8 protein-coding genes are annotated in these 17,283 nt (G+C 63.6%); all 8 read left to right on the top strand.

The features are described from left to right. The first annotated feature begins 106 nt into the window (after positions 1-106). The 8 genes from AC6CH8_RS02495 to AC6CH8_RS02530 all read left to right on the top strand — a co-directional run bounded on the left by AC6CH8_RS02495 (position 107) and on the right by AC6CH8_RS02530 (position 17,239). Positions 107-6,199, top strand: coding sequence for an Ig-like domain-containing protein (locus tag AC6CH8_RS02495; protein ID WP_498188530.1), 6,093 nt, complete (start codon positions 107-109; stop codon positions 6,197-6,199). 61 nt (positions 6,200-6,260) lie between these two features. After that, positions 6,261-7,232 carry an AAA family ATPase gene (locus AC6CH8_RS02500; RefSeq protein ID WP_091466258.1) on the top strand — a complete coding sequence of 324 codons (972 nt, stop codon included), beginning with the start codon at positions 6,261-6,263 and terminating at the stop codon, positions 7,230-7,232. A 42-nt stretch (positions 7,233-7,274) separates the two neighbouring features. Then, positions 7,275-8,678 (top strand): DUF58 domain-containing protein, encoded by a 1,404-nt coding sequence (locus AC6CH8_RS02505; RefSeq protein WP_498188531.1) that lies wholly within the window; start codon positions 7,275-7,277, stop codon positions 8,676-8,678. After that, positions 8,675-11,158, top strand: coding sequence for a transglutaminase TgpA family protein (locus tag AC6CH8_RS02510; RefSeq protein WP_498188532.1), 2,484 nt, complete (start codon positions 8,675-8,677; stop codon positions 11,156-11,158). The genes AC6CH8_RS02505 and AC6CH8_RS02510 overlap by 4 nt, the downstream gene beginning before the upstream one ends. Further along, positions 11,148-12,695, top strand: coding sequence for an RDD family protein (locus AC6CH8_RS02515; protein ID WP_498188533.1), 1,548 nt, complete (start codon positions 11,148-11,150; stop codon positions 12,693-12,695). The genes AC6CH8_RS02510 and AC6CH8_RS02515 overlap by 11 nt, the downstream gene beginning before the upstream one ends. Beyond that, positions 12,692-13,618 (top strand): PP2C family protein-serine/threonine phosphatase, encoded by a 927-nt coding sequence (locus AC6CH8_RS02520; protein ID WP_498188534.1) that lies wholly within the window; start codon positions 12,692-12,694, stop codon positions 13,616-13,618. The genes AC6CH8_RS02515 and AC6CH8_RS02520 overlap by 4 nt, the downstream gene beginning before the upstream one ends. Next, positions 13,605-15,464 (top strand): FHA domain-containing protein, encoded by a 1,860-nt coding sequence (locus AC6CH8_RS02525; protein WP_498188535.1) that lies wholly within the window; start codon positions 13,605-13,607, stop codon positions 15,462-15,464. Before AC6CH8_RS02520 ends, AC6CH8_RS02525 begins: the two co-directional genes overlap by 14 nt. Then, the gene (locus AC6CH8_RS02530; RefSeq protein WP_498188536.1) at positions 15,461-17,239 is read left to right on the top strand and encodes a serine/threonine-protein kinase; all 1,779 of its coding nucleotides are present in this window, start codon (positions 15,461-15,463) and stop codon (positions 17,237-17,239) included. The genes AC6CH8_RS02525 and AC6CH8_RS02530 overlap by 4 nt, the downstream gene beginning before the upstream one ends. Positions 17,240-17,283 lie beyond the last annotated feature (44 nt).

The raw sequence follows: 17,283 nt of genomic DNA on the forward strand, positions 1-17,283 counted from the left end.
TTTCCGCCGCCGCATGGGGGTACTGCGAAATGTACGGCCGCCGGCATCTGCCGGTTGGCTTGGAAGCCACTGGGGGGCGGCTGAACACAAAGGGAATTCTGGGGCTGTGACAACTTTCTTCGGCAAGCTGGGGCTGAAAAAGCGTCAAAACACGAAATTCATAGCGGGAACTGCCGCTACCGCGGCGGGCGCTTTGCTGATCACCGGGGCGATTCTGTACCCGGGGTTCAAGACCACCGAGGTGGACTTGAATGACGGCGGCGTGTGGGTCGTGAGCAAAACCAAGAACGCTGTGGGCCGGTTGAACTATCCGTCCCGCGTGCTGGATGGTGCCGTCACCCCCGCTACCACTACCTTTGATGTGCTGCAGCATGATGGCAACGTCTTCGTGGACGACGAATCCGGCTCAACCATCAACCAGGTATCGGCAGCAAACCTGAAGCTGGGTGGCGATAAGCAGTTGCCGTCGTCGTCGCAAGTCAGCTATGGCTCCACCGTTCTCTCTGTGACCGACCCGGCCCGGGGGAAAGTGTGGGCACTGTCTCCCTCCACCGTCAACGGCTTCGACGAAGAAGGAACTGAACCCGTACTGACAGGTTCCCCGGGCATGGTCTCCGCCGTGGGATCCGACAACCGGATCTACACAGCGGACCCGGGTAAGGGCGAAATCATAGTCACCACGGTGGACCCCAACGGGGAACGCACTGACTCACAGGTCAGCAAGGTGGACGAGCTCAAGGGCGCCGGCGACCTTCAACTGGCCGTGGTGGGCGATAAGCCCGTGGTCCTTGACGCCGCTTCCGGCAACCTCTTCCTGCCTGGCGGCCGCAAGCTGCAACTTCAGGATGCCCGCGAAGCCAAGCTCCAGCAGAGCAGTGAAGACAGCAGCTACGTCGCCATTGCCACACGAAAGGCCCTGCTGAAGCAGCCCTTGGACGGGTCCACAGCCGCAACCGTGAATGCTGACGGTGAAGGCGTCCCCGCAGCTCCGGTTCAGGTCAGCAAGTGTGTCCACTCAGCGTGGTCCGGCGCCAACAAGTACGTCCGCGACTGCGACAACGACGCCGACGACAAGAAAAACGACGTTCCCAAAGCCAGTGCCTCCCCAAGCTATGTTTTCCGCTTGAACAGGGACCTGGTTGTCCTCAACGACGTGAACTCGGGCAGCGTGTGGCTGGTCAACCAGAACATGCAGCTGGTGAACAACTGGGACGACGTTGTCCCGCCCAAAAACCAGTCTGACGACCAGGACCAGGAGTCCGCGGACAACAACACCATCAACGTCCTCCCGGACCGCACCAAGCCCAACCGTCCGCCCGAGACCAAACCGGACGAGTTCGGTGTCCGACCGGGCCGGACTTCCATCCTGAGCGTGCTGGACAACGATTCAGATCCCGACGGCGATGTCCTCACCGCGTCGGTAGGCGCCAACGGCCCCAAGATGGGTGCCCTGGAAAACATCTACGGAGGATCCGCCTTCCAGATCAAGGTCCCGGCAGATGCGAAACCGGGCACTGAAGTCTTCGACTACAACGCCGCCGATGGCCGCGACCTGTCCGCCGGCGGCAAGGTCACACTTCGGGTAGTGGCTCCGGAAGAGAACAAACCCCCGTCCTTCAAGCGAGGCGAGCCCACCACCATGCTGGTGGAACAGGGCAAGTCCGTCAGCCAGAACATCCTGACCGACTGGATGGACCCCGACGGCGATGACCTAGTCCTGCTGGATGCAAAGTCTGACAACGACCAGGACCAGGTGAAGGTACGCCGCGACGGTCTCCTGACGTACCAGGATTCCGGCGCAGCACCGGGCAAGAAGAACGTCACCATCACAGTGTGGGACGGCCGGGCCACCACCACCGGCCGCATCGTGGTCAACGTGCAGCCGCCGGGTGCCCTCGCGCCCGTGGTCAACGCTGACCACGTCACCGCAGTGGTGGGCCAGGACCTGGTCATCGCGCCGTTGAAGAACGATGTGGACCCCAACGGCGGCGCCCTACGTGTTGCTCATGTTGAGGCCGCGGGCCCCGCTGAGCTCGGCCCCGTAACCGACGGCGGCACGTTCACGTTCCGGAGCACCACCCCTGGCCCGATCTACTTGACCTACATCGCCAGCAATGGCCCCCAGAGCAGCCAAGGGCTGATCCGTGTGGACGTCGAGTCCGGCAAGGATGCCGGAGCTCCCGTCGCAGTCCACGACGTCGCACTGCTCCCGGTGGGTGGCAGCGTGCTGGTTGATCCGCTGGCCAACGACTCCGATCCTTCGGGCGGCGTGTTGGTTCTCCAATCCGTCACCGTCCCCGACAGCTCCTCGGCATCCGTGAGCGTGATCGACCACAGCGTCCTTCGCGTTACCGACGTTCTCGGAGCCAAGGAACCGTTCGTCTTCAGCTACACGATGTCGAACGGCCGCGCGTCTGCCACCGGCACAGTGGGCGTCGTCCCGGTGCCGGCTCCCGCCGTCGTCGAGGCTCCCCAGCCAAAACCCGACGAAGTCAACGTCCGCGTGAACGACGTCGTGACCATTCCGGTCCTGGACAACGACACCCACCCGCAGGGTGAGGAACTGTCCGTGGATCCGGTGCTGGCGCAGAGCATCCCGGAAGAGGACGGCAAAGCGTTCATCTCCGAGAAGACCCTGCGTTTTATTGCCGGACCCACGCCCAAAACCGTGCGGGCCATTTACAACGCGGTGGATCCGCAAGGGCAGAAGAGCGCCGCGGCAGTCACCATCCACGTCCTTCCGCTGGAGGGTACCCAGAATTCGCGTCCGCAGCCGCAAAACCTGACGGCACGCGTTGTGGCGGGCGGCAGCGTCCGGATCCCGGTTCCGCTGGACGGCATAGACCCCGACGGCGACTCGGTACAGCTCACCGGCATCGACAGCACACCCACCATGGGAACCGCGACGGCGGGCAGCAGCTTCATTGATTTCGTCGCCGCCGGTGACGGCGCCGGTACCGACACGTTCCGGTACAAGGTGATCGACCGCCAAGGTGCGGTCAACACCGGAACGGTGACGGTGGGCGTCGCGCCACGTGGCGAGGACAACCAGAAACCAGCTCCCGTAGATGACGAAGTCAAGGTCCGTCCAGGCCGCCAGATCGCTGTGGACGCGACCGCCAACGATACCGATCCCGATGGTGACATCATCCGTATCCTGACGGACAGCATCGAAGCTGACGCAGGCCTCGACGCCAAGGTCAGCCAGACCAGTGGCCGGATACTGGTAACCGCTCCCGCTGCGGAGGGCACCGTCAACGTTCGTTATTCCGTTGCCGACGACCGCGATGCCGTAGGACAGGCCAGTATCCGGGTGGTAGTCCAGAACGACCTGCCGTTGCAGGCGCCGATTGCCCGCGATGACCGCGTGACCTCGGCACAAACGCTCGGCAAAACGGCCGTGGATGTTCCTGTCCTGAAGAACGACGAAGATCCGGACGGGGTGGGGGAGAACCTCAAGGTCGCTACCGGTTTGGAAACCGCGCGTCCCGGTCCCGAAGGCAACGTCATTGTTGACCTCACCGAGCAGCCGCAACTGGTGCCCTACACCGTGGAGGACGTGGACGGACAGAAGTCCACGGCCATCATTTGGGTTCCCGGTATTGGCCAGCAGGTTCCCACGCTCGCCAAGGACGAGGTAGTGGAACTCGTCTCAGGCCAGTCCGTCACGGTAAACCTCGCGGAATGGGTCAAGGTCCGTGAAGGACGCTCACCCCGCCTGACCCAGACTGACCGCATCAAGCTCATCGGTGCCGACGGCAGCGACCCCGTGGCCAACGGTGGCACTGCCCTGAAATACACGGCAGGTGCAGAGTACGTCGGCCCCGGTTCCATCAGTTTCGAAGTCACTGATGGAACAGGTCCGGACGATCCCAACGGTCTGAAGTCGACGCTCAGCATCCGAACCAAAGTGCTGCCCGACCCCAATAAGAACAACCCGCCGGTTCTGCTGGGCAGCGACGTGGAAGTTCCCAAGGGCGATTCCGCAAGCCTCGACCTGGAGAAGCTGACGTCGGATCCGGACCAGGATGACGTGCAAAACATGAGCTACGAGCTGGTGGGCGCAGCCCAGGGCGGCTTCAAGGTGAACGTGGAGGGCAAGACACTCAAGGTCTCCACGGATGATTCCGTGCAGATTGGGCAGTCGGGCACCGTCCAGGTGAAAGCAAAAGACCGCCGCGGGCTCGAAGCTGTCGCAACGTACAAGCTGTCCCTGTCGGCCTCCAACCGGCCAAAACCGGTGGCAAACGACGACGCTGAACCCGAGGCGCAATCCGGGAAGCCTGTGACGGTCAACGTGTTGGCAAATGATTCCAACCCATTCCCGGAGACACCACTGAAAATCGCTTCAGCCGTCACCGAAACGGGCCAGGGAACGGCTGAAGCCGGCGGGGACAGCGTGACCGTCACACCCGCAAGCGGATTCACCGGAACCATGGTGGTTGCATACACGGTGGAGGATAAGACCGGCGAGATCTCCCGGTACGCCACTGCCCGCATCCGTTTGACCGTCAAGGACAAGCCGGCAGCACCAACCACGCCGCTTGCACAGTCCGTGGGCGACCAAACCGCCCTGCTCACATGGAACGCGCCGGCTGATCGCGGCTCGCCGATCACCAAGTACACGGTTTACGGCGAGAACGGCTTTAAGCAGGACTGCCCCGCGAATACCTGTACGTTGACCGGATTGACCAACAATGTGAAGTACCACTTTGCAGTCACTGCCACGAATGCGATCGATGAATCCGAGCGGTCTCCGGTGTCGGCCGAGGTCCGTCCGGACGTCAAGCCCGACACCCCGATTGCACCCACGCTGAAGTTCGGCGACAAGCAGCTGTCCGTGGCGTGGGTTCCTCCCGCAAGCAAGGGCTCGCCCATCAAGTCCTACGACCTTGAGATCTCGCCTGCGCCTGCCGGCCAGAACCCTCAGATCCAGAACCTCACGGCCAACAGCCATGTTTGGACCGGTCTGACCAATGGCGTGGCCTACAAGGTCCGGGTCCTGGCCAGGAATGATGCCAAGGAACCCTCGGAATGGAGTACCTACTCCGCAGCCGAAACTCCTGCGGGAGTGCCGGCGACCCCTGCGGCTCCTTCAGTTGCGGGCGCCGGTTCCGTGGGTACGCAGAGCCAGTTGCAGGTTAGCTGGGCGGCGCCGAATAACAACGGTGACGCGGTGTCCGCCTACACGTTGACCACGTACATGGGCGGCGCCGTCGTAGCTACCCAATCTGTGGGGGCCACCTCGCAGAACGTCACCGTGGCGAACTCCGAAGCGGACTACTCATTCACGGTGTCAGCCACAAACAAGGCCGGCGTCAGTGGTGTCAGCCAACAGTCGGCCCCAATCCGGGCTGCAGGCAAGCCCGGGATGGTGGGGAGTGGATCCGTAAAAGCGACCGGCGACTCTGGTCGGCTCGAGGTTGCCTTCACGCCGCTTACTGCAGCCGAGCGGAACGGCTCACAGGACAATGAGATCACTTACCGCTGGCAGACCGCTCATGGTTCCGGGCAGATTGCCCGCGGAGGCGGAATCATCGGTGGGCAGCCTAATGGAACCGACGTGGTGGTCAATATCATCGCCACGTCGGTGAAGAACGGCATGGCCGGCGATGCGAAGGCGATCGGCACAGGTAACCCCTATGCGCCCCCAAATGCGCCGAATGTCTCGGGCGGAAAGTCCGCCAAGGGCGACGGCCAGGTGCACTGGAACTGGAATCCACCGAACATGAATGGCCGCGCCCTGGACCACTACGAGGTCAATCTCGACGGCGGCGGCTGGACCAGCGTGGGCAAGGCAACAAGCTTCGACGCCGCAGGTGGCGGGTGGGACAAGACAAGGAAGCTCAACGTCCGGGCCTTCACAGTAGTGGCTGGCGCACATAGCGGCCAAGTCAACGCGACAAGTGGCGACGACCCCACGCCACCGCCGCCCCCACCGCCTCCGTCCACAACGATTCAGGCGCACAACAACACATGCCCGGGTAAACCGAACCAGCCGGATACCTACAACCCAAGCGGGCCGACATGTGGAGTTGGCTGGGTCTCCCGCTCTGAAGGACGCCTCAAGATCGACTGCACAAAGAACATTTACGGCGGGAGCACCAAGTGGTATCGAGTCACGGAGGGAAGCCACCCCGGATGGTTCGTCAAGGCCATCACGGTGGACCGCTTTGGCAATGAGCCCGGTGGCTGCTGATGCTCCGACAGGCCGTTCAACAACTCCATTCGCACACCTACCCAAGGAACAGGATCAACCGATGACCATGACAAACGAGCAGGCCGCGTGGTTTGCAGAAACGTTCGAGAAGCTCGTTGCCAACGTGGGCAAGGCCGTGTTGGGCAAGGAACACGTCATCCGGCTGACGTTCACGGCGATGATGGCCGAAGGCCACGTCCTGTTTGAAGACGCGCCGGGTACGGGTAAGACCTCCCTCGCCCGTGCCTTGGCCGCGACGGTCCAGGGTTCGCATAACCGCATCCAGTTCACGCCTGACCTCCTGCCGTCTGACGTGACGGGTGTGACCATCTACGACCAAAAGACACAGAAGTTCGAATTCCACAAGGGCCCGGTGTTCAACAACATCGTCCTGGCTGACGAGATCAACCGTGCTTCTCCTAAGACGCAGTCCGCGTTGTTGGAAGTCATGGAGGAATCCCGCGTAACCGTGGACGGTACTACATACGAGGCCGGCCGCCCGTTCATGGTCCTGGCAACCCAGAACCCCATCGAACAGGCCGGCACATACCGCCTGCCCGAGGCCCAGCTCGACCGCTTCCTGATTAAAACCTCCATCGGCTACCCGGATCACGCTTCCACCGTCCGGCTGCTGGGCGGGGCCAACCTGAAGGACCGTTCGAAGGACCTCAGCGCGTTGATCACCACTCAGGCCGTAGCGGACATGGCAGACCTGGCAGCCACCACCCACGTGGACACCGCGGTGCTCGAGTACATTTCCCGCCTCTGCGAAGAGACCCGCAATGCCTCTGAAACGCGGCTTGGTGTTTCTGTTCGTGGCGCTTTGGCCATGGTCCGCGCTGCGAAGGTGTGGGCCGCCAGCCAGAGCCGCAACTTCGTTCTGCCGGATGACATCAAGGAGCTCGCCCCAGTGGTGTGGACGCACCGTTTGGTAATGGACCCCGAAGCCGAATTCTCCGGCGCAACACCCGAGGTGGTGCTCAACCGCGTCCTCGCTGACGTCGCGGCCCCGCAGCAACGCGCGAGCGCCTAAACACTACTCCCCACCGCACCCAGCTCGAACAAAGGCCCAGACATGTCCTCCAGCACACCCCTGAACAGGGCTGCTGACTCGTTGAAACGCGCTACGTCCGCTCTTGGCGGCAAGATGCGTTCCCTGCGCGGCCCTGGCCACGAGCCGGGCAAGCGCCCCGGCCGGTCAAGCCAACGCGGCAAAACCAGCAAGCTCCACCCGGCAGCCGTATGGTCGGAAGCAGCCGGAACCGCAGGCGACTTCCTTGCGCCAGGGTGGAACAAGGTCAGGGCTGTCTGGCTGAAGTACGTGTGGCCCGTCCTCGCGGTAGTGAGCCTGCTCGGCTGGGTAGTGTTGGCTGCCTCCATCGGGCTCTGGTGGGCGGGACAGGCGTGGGGTTGGCAGGAAGCCAAGTCAGCTGCCATGGTGGCGTTCCTGCTGTTCCTCCTTGCCATCGGCTTCATCGTGGGCCGCTCGGCCTACGGCGTGGTTCTGGACCTCGCCCGCACACGGGTGGCTGTGGGGGACGACGCTGTGGGCAGCATTGCCGTGTCCAACGTGTCCACGAGGCCGTTGCTGCCTGCAGCGTTGGAGCTGCCCGTGGGTTCCAACACGGCCGTTTTCCATTTGCCCCGCATGAAGCCGGCACAGGTGCACGAGGATCTCTTTACCATCCCTACGGCCCGGCGTGCAGTGATTGTCGTGGGTCCGGTCCGCTCTGTTCGCGCCGACCCACTCCACCTGCTGCGGCGCCGCGTGATGTGGACCGACCCGGTGGACCTGTTCGTGCACCCCCGGACCGTATCGCTGGGGAGCTCGGCCGCAGGTTTCATTCGCGACCTTGAGGGCATGCCCACCACGGAGTTGTCCAGCGCGGATGTCTCCTTCCATGCTTTGCGCGATTACGTTCCCGGGGACGATCGGCGGCACATCCACTGGAAGACCACGGCCCGCACCAATAAGCTCATGGTTCGCCAGTTTGAGGAGACCCGGCGCGCACACCTGGCCATCTCGCTCTCCATCAACACGGACGAGTATGACTCCGGGCCCGAGTTCGAGATGGCCATCTCTGTGGCCGCTTCCATTGGCAGGCAGGCCATCCGCGAGCAGCGTGAGTTGGACGTCCTGACCCAGAAGGGGCCGCTCCGCTGCGAAACCGGCCGGAACCTGCTGGACGACATGACCCGCATTGTCGGGGCACCCATGCGGAAGACCGCCGTCGACCTCGCCCGCACCCTTTCGGACACCGTCCCCAACGCCTCCGTGGTGTTCTTCGTAGTGGGCAGCCACGTGACAGCCACGCAACTGCGCTCCGCGGCGTCGTCCGTTCCCCCGGGTGTGCGGAGCCTGGCGGTCCGTGTCCAACCCGGAGCGGCGCCGTCGAGGGCCAACATCGCGGACCTGACGGTCCTCACGGTCGGCGACCTGGACGATCTCGCCATAGTTCTTCGAAAGGCGGCAGCATGAGCACCGCTCCTCATCTCAGGGTGCGTCCCCGCGCAGCCAAGGCAACCCGGTCCGCCGCCCGCGGCACCGGATCAATATTCGACGACGGCAGGCCAGCCTGGCATTTCGCCGTCGACTGTGGGGCGCTCCTGGTGCTGCTGTTCCTTGGCGTCCTCGGTTTCACCCTAAGCTTCGGGGGAGACGCCCACTACCTCATCGCAGGTCTGGGTGGTGTGCTGCTGGGGCTGGGCATCGCTGTCCTCAACGTGCGCTTCCACTTGGGACTGCTCATCACGGCTGCCGTGACCTTCGGCGCTTACATGGTGTTTGGCTCGGCATTGGCCGTGCCGGATTCGGCTGTCTTCGGATTCCTGCCCAGCCTCGACTCCTTGCGTACGCTCCTGCTGGGCATCGTGTTTGCCTGGAAGGACATGCTCACCGTTGGCGTTCCTGTGGGCACAGCGAATGGCATGCTCATTGTGCCGTTCCTCAGTTCACTGGTGACCGCTCTGGCCGCTGGTCTGCTGACCTGGCGTTTGAAGAGCCCGTACTGGCCGTTGCTGCCGGTGCTGGTCCTCTTTGTCACGGGCATCGCTTTCAGTACCAGCGCGGGCTTCCTCAATGTGGAGCGCGGCGTCTCGCTGACCATTGTGTCCATCGTGTGGGCGACGTTCCGCCGTGATGTGCTCCGGCGGAACAGCACCAAGGCCGTTTCGGCCAATAGGCCGGGTTCCGACGCCGCCACAGCCCGCCGCGGCCAGCTCCGCCGCCTGGGGACTGCTGCAGCCGTGATCGTTGTTGCGGTGGGCGTCACCGCCATCGCCTCGCCGTTGGTAACCGCGAGCGATGACCGAAAGGTGCTCCGCAACACGATCGTTCCGCCGTTCGACCCTCGGGACTACATCACGCCGCTGGCGAGCTTCCGCAGCTTCGTCAAGGATGAGAAGGACAGCACGCTGTTTACGGTCAAGGGACTGCCCAAGGATGCCCGGGTACGGCTGGCTGCACTGGACGCCTTCAACGGCCTGAACTACACCATGGATCCCAACAGCTCCGGTAACTTCAGCAAGGTGGGCGATGCCCGGTCTTTGAACACCCTGGCCGATTCCGGGAGCCCGGTGGAGGGCACCAACTACACACTGGACATCACCGTAGAGGATTACCAAGGCTACTTTGTGCCTGGTGGCCGGCACACCACGGGTATGAGTTTCGCGGACACTTCGGGGGCCGCTTCCGGGCTCTACTTCAACGCCGGCACAGACACGGCCGTGACCACCAAGGGCCTGTCCAAGGGCGAGAACTACACCGTGCAGGTCTCGGACCCCGGGACGCTGGAGCACGGCCAGCTCACGCAGTACGACTTCGCGAAGCTCACGCTGCCGGAAGCGGAGGAAGTGCCACCGATCGTGGCTTCCCAGGCGAACCAGATTTCCGCGGATGCACCGACTGCCATTGACCGTGTCCGGCAGATTGAGGCACATTTCCAGAAGAGCGGTGCTTTCAGCAACGGCCTGGTGGCCGAAGGGCAGCTCCCGAGCCTTCCCGGCCACAGTGCTGCGCGCGTCCGCAACATGCTCTCGGCCAAGCAGATGCTGGGGGACGACGAGCAATACGCCGTGTCCATGTCCCTCATGCTCCGCCACCTTGGTATTCCTTCCCGCGTGGTCATGGGGTTCTATCCTGACCCCAAGAGCCCTGAGAATGGCGCCGGGGATATCAAGATCACGGGTAAGGACGTCCACGCCTGGGTTGAGGTGGCGTTTGACCGCGTGGGATGGGTTGCCTTTGATCCCACCCCGCCCAAGGACAACGTGCCCATCCCGCCGGACCCGGAAAACAAGTCCAAACCCAAGCCGCAGGTACTGCAGCCGCCGCCCCCGCCGCAGGAGCCCGCTGACCTGCCGCCGGATTCCACCCCGGATGCCCTGGATGCAGACGAGAAGAAAAACAACCCGTGGCTTTTCTGGGGTCCGCTGCTCGCGGCTATTGGCGTGGCACTGATTCCGTTGGGGATACTCGCCTTGCCGCTGCTGCTGATTCTCCTGCTGAAATCACGACGCCGGAAGGCCCGTTTCCGTGATGGCCACCCGGCCCAGAGGGTTGGCGCCGGATGGAACGAAGTGCTGAGCCTGGTCACCGATATGGGTGCCTCGATTGACACCAAGTCCACCAGGCGCGAGTCGGCCTCGGTCATTGCTGACGCGTTCCCCACTACAGGAACTACCACCACCCTGCTTGCCCACCGGGCGGACGCCGCTGTGTTCGGCGCGGGCCAGCCCAGTGAGGACCAGGTCAAGGAGTACTGGGAGATCGTTGACACATCGTTGACGGACATCACGGGAAGCGTCGGCTTCTGGAAACGGCAGCAGGCACGGTTCTCGCCGCGCTCGTTGCTGTCCGATGGCCGCGCGGCCCTTCGTCGCCGTCAACAGGGCACCACCGATCCTGCGAAGCGCCGTTTCACGTTGCCGTTCAAGAAGGACACCACTGATGAGCAATGAGACAGAACTTTGTCCGGCTTGCCGGCATCCGGTTCGCCCGGGCGCGACGTTCTGCACGCAGTGCGGTTCACCCCTGAATAACCGTGGTGCCCGCAAGGAAGGCAACATCAACCATGCCCAGAAGGCGGCGTTGGAGTTCGCCAACCGGCACGGCTTCTCCGATCCCGGTAGTATCTCGGTAGTGTCGGCTCCGGCGTCGCCGATGCAGCACGGAGGAAAAACCATGCCGGACGGTATGCCTGGGCCAGGGGGAGGGACCACAATGATCACCAAGCTCGAATTGGCGCCCGCCTCTGCCGGGAAACGCCTGGGTGCAGCTGTGCTGGACTGGCTGGGACCCTTTGCCGTGCTTGCCACCACGTTCGCTCTGGGAATCGCCGGCATCACGCAGACCCGCCGGAACGGCTTCATTGTCTATGACACTGGCCTGTTGGTTCTCCTGGGGAGCATCGGTTTAGGCGTGACCGTGGTGTACACCTTTGTCCTTCTCGGTCTGGAGGCGAAGTCAGGAAATACCATCGGCAACCAGCTCATGGGCATCCGCAGTGCGGATTCTGATGGCTATGCGCCAGGCGCTGGTGTTGTTTTTGTTCGAGGGATCCTCACTGGCGGCCTCTTGCTGCTGGGGTCCATTGTTGCCGTCATCTTGTCGGCGCTTGGACAGATCGGACTGGTGTTGTGGATCGCCCTGCCGCTGATGTTCCTCGGTGTAGTTTGGGCTTTCCTTGTAGTCGTATCCAACGCCTGGGACACCAATGGCAAGCTGCGTGGCTGGCAGGACAAAGTGGCAAAGTCCTTGGTGTTCGATGTGAACGCCGGTCGCAATCCGGTGACCACGGGTGGCATCCAAGGTCCCTACAGTTTCGCCCCGATGGACCTCCCTCCGGTTCAGCCCGTCGCCTCCCCGGTCCCTTCCGGGCCCTCACAGGGCGCGCGTCCGAGCGCGAATCCACTGCCGGCTCCGGCGCAGGCCACTCCTGCGGCACCGGCTGGCCAGCCTTCGCATGATCCGAACCAGTGGCGCCCACCCACAGCGCCCTTCACGCCGGCACCCCGCACACCAGCAGCGCACACACCAGCAGCACCGATCGCACCAGCGTCATCGAGCCCCGCCGTGGTCGCACCACAGCAGTTACCCGCGGCCGCCGCCCATCCGGACGACGACGTGGAGCGCACCCAGATGCGCCCCGGGGCAGCCCGTGCCCAGGCCGTCCTGCGGATTCGGATCGATGACGGCCAGGACGTCCAGTTGGGCGGGTCTGTCCTCCTCGGCCGGAACCCGGCGCCCCAGCCCGGGGAAACCGTGGAACAACTGCTGCCCGTGTCAGACCCCGGTCGGTCCATCTCCAAAACGCATCTGCACCTGCGCGTTGATGGCGACGGCGTCTGGGTCACGGACCGTAACTCCACCAATGGCAGTGCTGTCACCACCCCTGACGGCATCCAGACCAGGCTCCACCCGGGCGAAGCGAGCTTTGTCCGTCCCGGTTCCACCGTTCACTTTGGGGACCGTTCCTTCCACCTAGGACAAGCATGAATTCACAGCCGGCCACACCCGCCAACGCCGAAGCGGGTCCCGCCGCAGGCGGATCCTCTTTTCGGCTCAGCTACGGGTACGGAACGGACCGCGGGCTTCGCCGCGAACTGAACGAAGACTCGTTCATTGCGTCAGACCCCGTCTTCGCCGTTGCCGACGGCATGGGCGGGCATGAGGCGGGCGAGATCGCCAGCGGCATGTGCGTCAGGGCTTTGGGCAGCGCCCCTGAATTGTCGGCCGGCGTGCGCACCGCTTCAGCGGCCGACCTTCAGTTATGCTTGCTGAAGGCCGACGCTGCCATCCGCAACGCAACGGGAGCGCGCGCCGGGACTACGCTGTCCGGCGTCGTGGTGGTGGAGCAGATGGGCCTGCCCTACTGGCTGGTCATGAACATCGGCGATTCCAGGACTTACCGCCTCAGCCAAGGGGAGTTTGCACAAGTAAGCGTTGACCACTCCGAGGTGCAGGAACTGGTGGATTCCGGGGATATCACAGCGGAGCAGGCTACCGTCCACCCGCGCCGCCACGTTGTTACCCGCGCCCTGGGTACCGGCGACGAAACCGAGGCCGATTTCTGGTTGCTTCCCATCCAGGAAGGTGACCGGATCATGATCTGCTCGGACGGTCTCAACGGGGAGCTGGGCGATGACCACATGTTCCGCATCCTTAGCACCGTTGCCCATCCGCAGGATGCCGTGGACGCACTGATCCAGGCAGCCCTGAGAAGCGGTGGCAGGGACAACGTCACCGTCATCGTCGTGGACGCCAAGAACGTCCTGAACGACGCCGGCATCGCCACCACTGCGCCGCGTCCCGAGGTTGCGTCCGAGGTTGAAGAAGATACTCTTCCCAGGGCCTGGGTGAATGGCACCGACGAGATCGCAGGGGATGGGCAGGAGGAAGGCGCCGATGGCAAGCAGTAACCACCTTTCGCTGAGCAGATATCAGCAGGGTGACTGGTTCGGCGTAGTGCGGAACGGAACCGTGGTGCTTCTGGGCCCTGACACACCGCACGCACTGATCGACACCGTTTGGGAGTTGCTGGCGTCCGCACCCGAGGCCCACGAAGTACTTCATGAGGTGACGGATGCCTTTGGAGTTTCCCTCAGCCGCATCCCGCCTTTCGGAATCATCGACTCAAAGGACGCCCTTCGTGTGTTCCTCCGGGGGGATCTCGAACTCGTTGTGCAGATGGCCGGCGGCGAGGAACACCTCACGGGGCGTGACGTCACCACCTGGACTGAACGGCGACTTGCAGACGCCGGCTCTTACAGCGTCCGGATAGGGAACAAACCTGCCCCGTCTGCCGGAATTCCGACGTCGGGTGGAGGCCTGCCGCTGAATGGCTCGCCCCTGAACAGTCTTCCGCTGGGAGAGGGTGTGGTGCTCCTGGCCTCGCTCGAGGCCTCGGCCCGGGCTGCCGCCCCCGCTGACAGTGAACCTGAGGTCCGGCCCGCAGCCGTATCCGATGAAACCATGATTGGCTACGCGGAAGCGGACCTGGGCCTGACGATCGCACCGGGTCATGTGATCCCCGCCAGCGAACCTTCCAGCATCGAGCCTTCCGCAAGCGAGCCCTCCGCAAGCGAGCCCTTCATTGCCCGGGAACCGGCTGTTGCCGAAGCGCAGGCGTCCGTAGAGGAGAATGAGGTCGCCGCGTTACCTGTTCCTGAGGAAGCGGTGGCGCCGGCGAATCGGGTGGCCGGGGAAGCGCCTGAGCAGGCCGGGGATGCTGCACCGGCGCAGTCGGTTTCTCCCGTGGATGCGGAGCTGGAACCAGCCAGCGAGGCAGATACGGAAGCATCCGAGGTGCCCGTCCACACGAGTACCACTGATCCAAACCTTCCGTCGCTGGAAAACACCACAAACTATGACCACCTGTGGGACAAGACGGTGATGCGCAACATCGAGGACGCAGCAGTCCGCACGGACGAAGGGTCTGACGACCATGACTCGCCTGCGTCCGCTACACCGGACGCACCACCAGCTATGGACCAGATGTCGCCGGCGCCGGTGAACCTGTCTCCAACCCCGTCCGCCGAAGCACCAAGCGGCCTGATTGACTCCGTTCCCTGGCTGCGCAGCGGTTCCTCGGCCCCTGAACCGGGCAGTGAGCAGCAGTCAGTTCCGTCCAAGCCCGTAGCCGATCCTGCGGCCCAAGTGCCGGCCGCTTGGTCGTCGGCTCCGGCGGCCATGGCCGCGGACGAGGACTCTGACCATGACGGACAGACCATCATGAAAAGTAGCCTTCCCGCCGAAGAGTCCGGCGCAAAGGCTGTTGTTGGACGCGCGGAGGCGTCAGCCGTCAACGGGCCGAGCGTTTTGGCACGGATGTGCTCCCAAGGCCACGCCAACCCACCAACGTACCCGCAGTGTTCGGTGTGCGGTGTTGCCGTTTCCGGCGACGCCATCCACGTCCCACGTCCCAGGCTGGGCCGGATGCGGTTGTCTACGGGTGAGTTGATTGATCTTGACCAGTCGCTCATCATCGGCCGCCAACCGTCGGTATCCCGTGTGCAAGGCGGCACCATGCCGCGTCTGGTCCAAGTGGACAGCCCTGGTGGGGATATTTCCCGCTCCCATGTGGAGGTCCGGCTTGAGGGTTGGCACGTCATGTTGTGCGACCTGAAGGCAACCAACGGCACTGTGCTCATCCGGGAAGGCCAGGCACCCCGCCGGCTTGCCCAAAACGAAATGGCCATCCTGCTGGACGGCGACATCGCCGAGCTGGGCGACAACATTTCATTGCGTTTCGAGGAGATTCTTTGAGTTCCAAGAGGCCCCCCGCGCCGCCTCCACCCATCCCGGGTTTCAAGTACATCAGCCTGCTCGGCTCCGGTGGCTTCTCGGATGTCTACCTTTATGAGCAGGATCGACCGCGCCGAAAAGTAGCGGTCAAGGTGCTGTTGTCCGATTTGAAGACCGAAGGGGCCCGGCGCCGTTTCGAGTCCGAAGCGAACCTCATGGCGCAGTTGTCGTCGCACCCTTACATTGTGACGATCTTCGAAGCCGAGATCACCGAGAACGGACACTCGTACCTCGCCATGGAGTACTGCTCCAGGCCAAGCCTCGACGTCCGTTATCGTCGCCAGCGCTTCAGCGTGGATGAGGTCCTGGCCGTCGGCATCCAGGTGGCTTCCGCCGTCGAGACCGCTCACCGGGCCGGAATTGTGCACCGGGACATCAAGCCTGCCAACATCCTCGTCACCGATTACAACCGGCCTGCCCTGACTGACTTTGGTATCTCCGGTACGATCGGCGCTGACACCGAGGACGACGCCGGCATGTCCATCCCGTGGTCTCCGCCGGAGCAGTTCCGCGGAGGTGCCGTTGATGGTGTTCCTGTGGACATTTGGGCCCTGGGTGCAACGCTGTACACGCTGCTGGCGGGTCGTTCACCCTTTGTCCTCCCGGGACAGGACAACTCGCAGCGGGAACTGATCTCCCGCATCACGAACTCACCACTGCCCAGGCTGGGCCGTGCCGACGTTCCGGAGTCCCTGGAACTCGTTCTCGCCACGTCCATGGCCAAGTCACCGGAATCCCGTTATTCCTCGGCGCACGCTTTCGCGCTGGCACTGCAGCGGATCCAGGCTGAACTGAACCTGTCTGTGACGCCATTTGAGGTTCTGGAAGAACCCGGGCACGGGGACGACCAGCACCCGGACGACAACTTCGAGGAAACCCGGGTCCGGAGCATCGCTTCGATCGATCCCGACTCCTCAGGAACCGCCACCACAGGCTCAGCGCCCACTTTCCCGGCGCGAACCTTCCCGTCCACGGTTCCTAACGTCACCCAGACGCCGACACAACAACCGGCCCAGTCCGCCAACCCTCCGCAAACGGTCCCGTCCCACACCGGGGCTTCGGCCCCACCGCAGTTTCACGCTCCGGCATCGGGATACACGGCGCCGGGTTCGTACACTGCACCGGGATCGTACACAGCCCCCGGCAGCCAAAACGCTCCGGCCGAGCCTGACACGGCAGAGTCCACAGTGCTGCGTGGCTGGCAGCCTTCGCGTCCCCAGGAAGATCTTGGCGCAACGGTTAGCCGCTCCAACGCCCCCTCCGGTGCGTCGCCGGTCACGAAGGAGGATGCTCCGCCGGCAGATCACAGCAAGCGCAACCTGTGGTTTGCCGCCACTGGCGCGGCAGTGCTGGTAGTGGCCATTGTGGTGGGGGTGGTGTTGGGCGCTCAGGCGCAGCCCAAGGTTGCACCTACGGAAACGTCAAGCAAACCGCCAGCCGACGCTTTGAGCGACGGCAGTGTTCCGGAGGTTGCGGGAATGTCCGCGGCGCGGGACACCAAGGACCGGAATATCGTTGTCTTCTCCTGGACAAACCCGGACCCGTTGCCGGGCGACACGTTCAAATGGCGGGTCAAGTCGGCAAAGTCCGAAGGCGTCTATGAGACCACGTCCACTGGAAAGGCGTTCCTCGGCGCGCTGGCTGACCCGCCCATCTGCGTGCAGGCAATTATTGTCCGGGCTGACGGCAGTGCCTCACCCGGCGGGCCGGATTCCATCGCCTGCCTGGACGAGTAACCGGCACATGAGACTTACTTACCGCCGACTGAGGAGGCACAGAT

The sequence above is a fragment of the Paenarthrobacter sp. GQ52 genome (assembly GCF_059759005.1).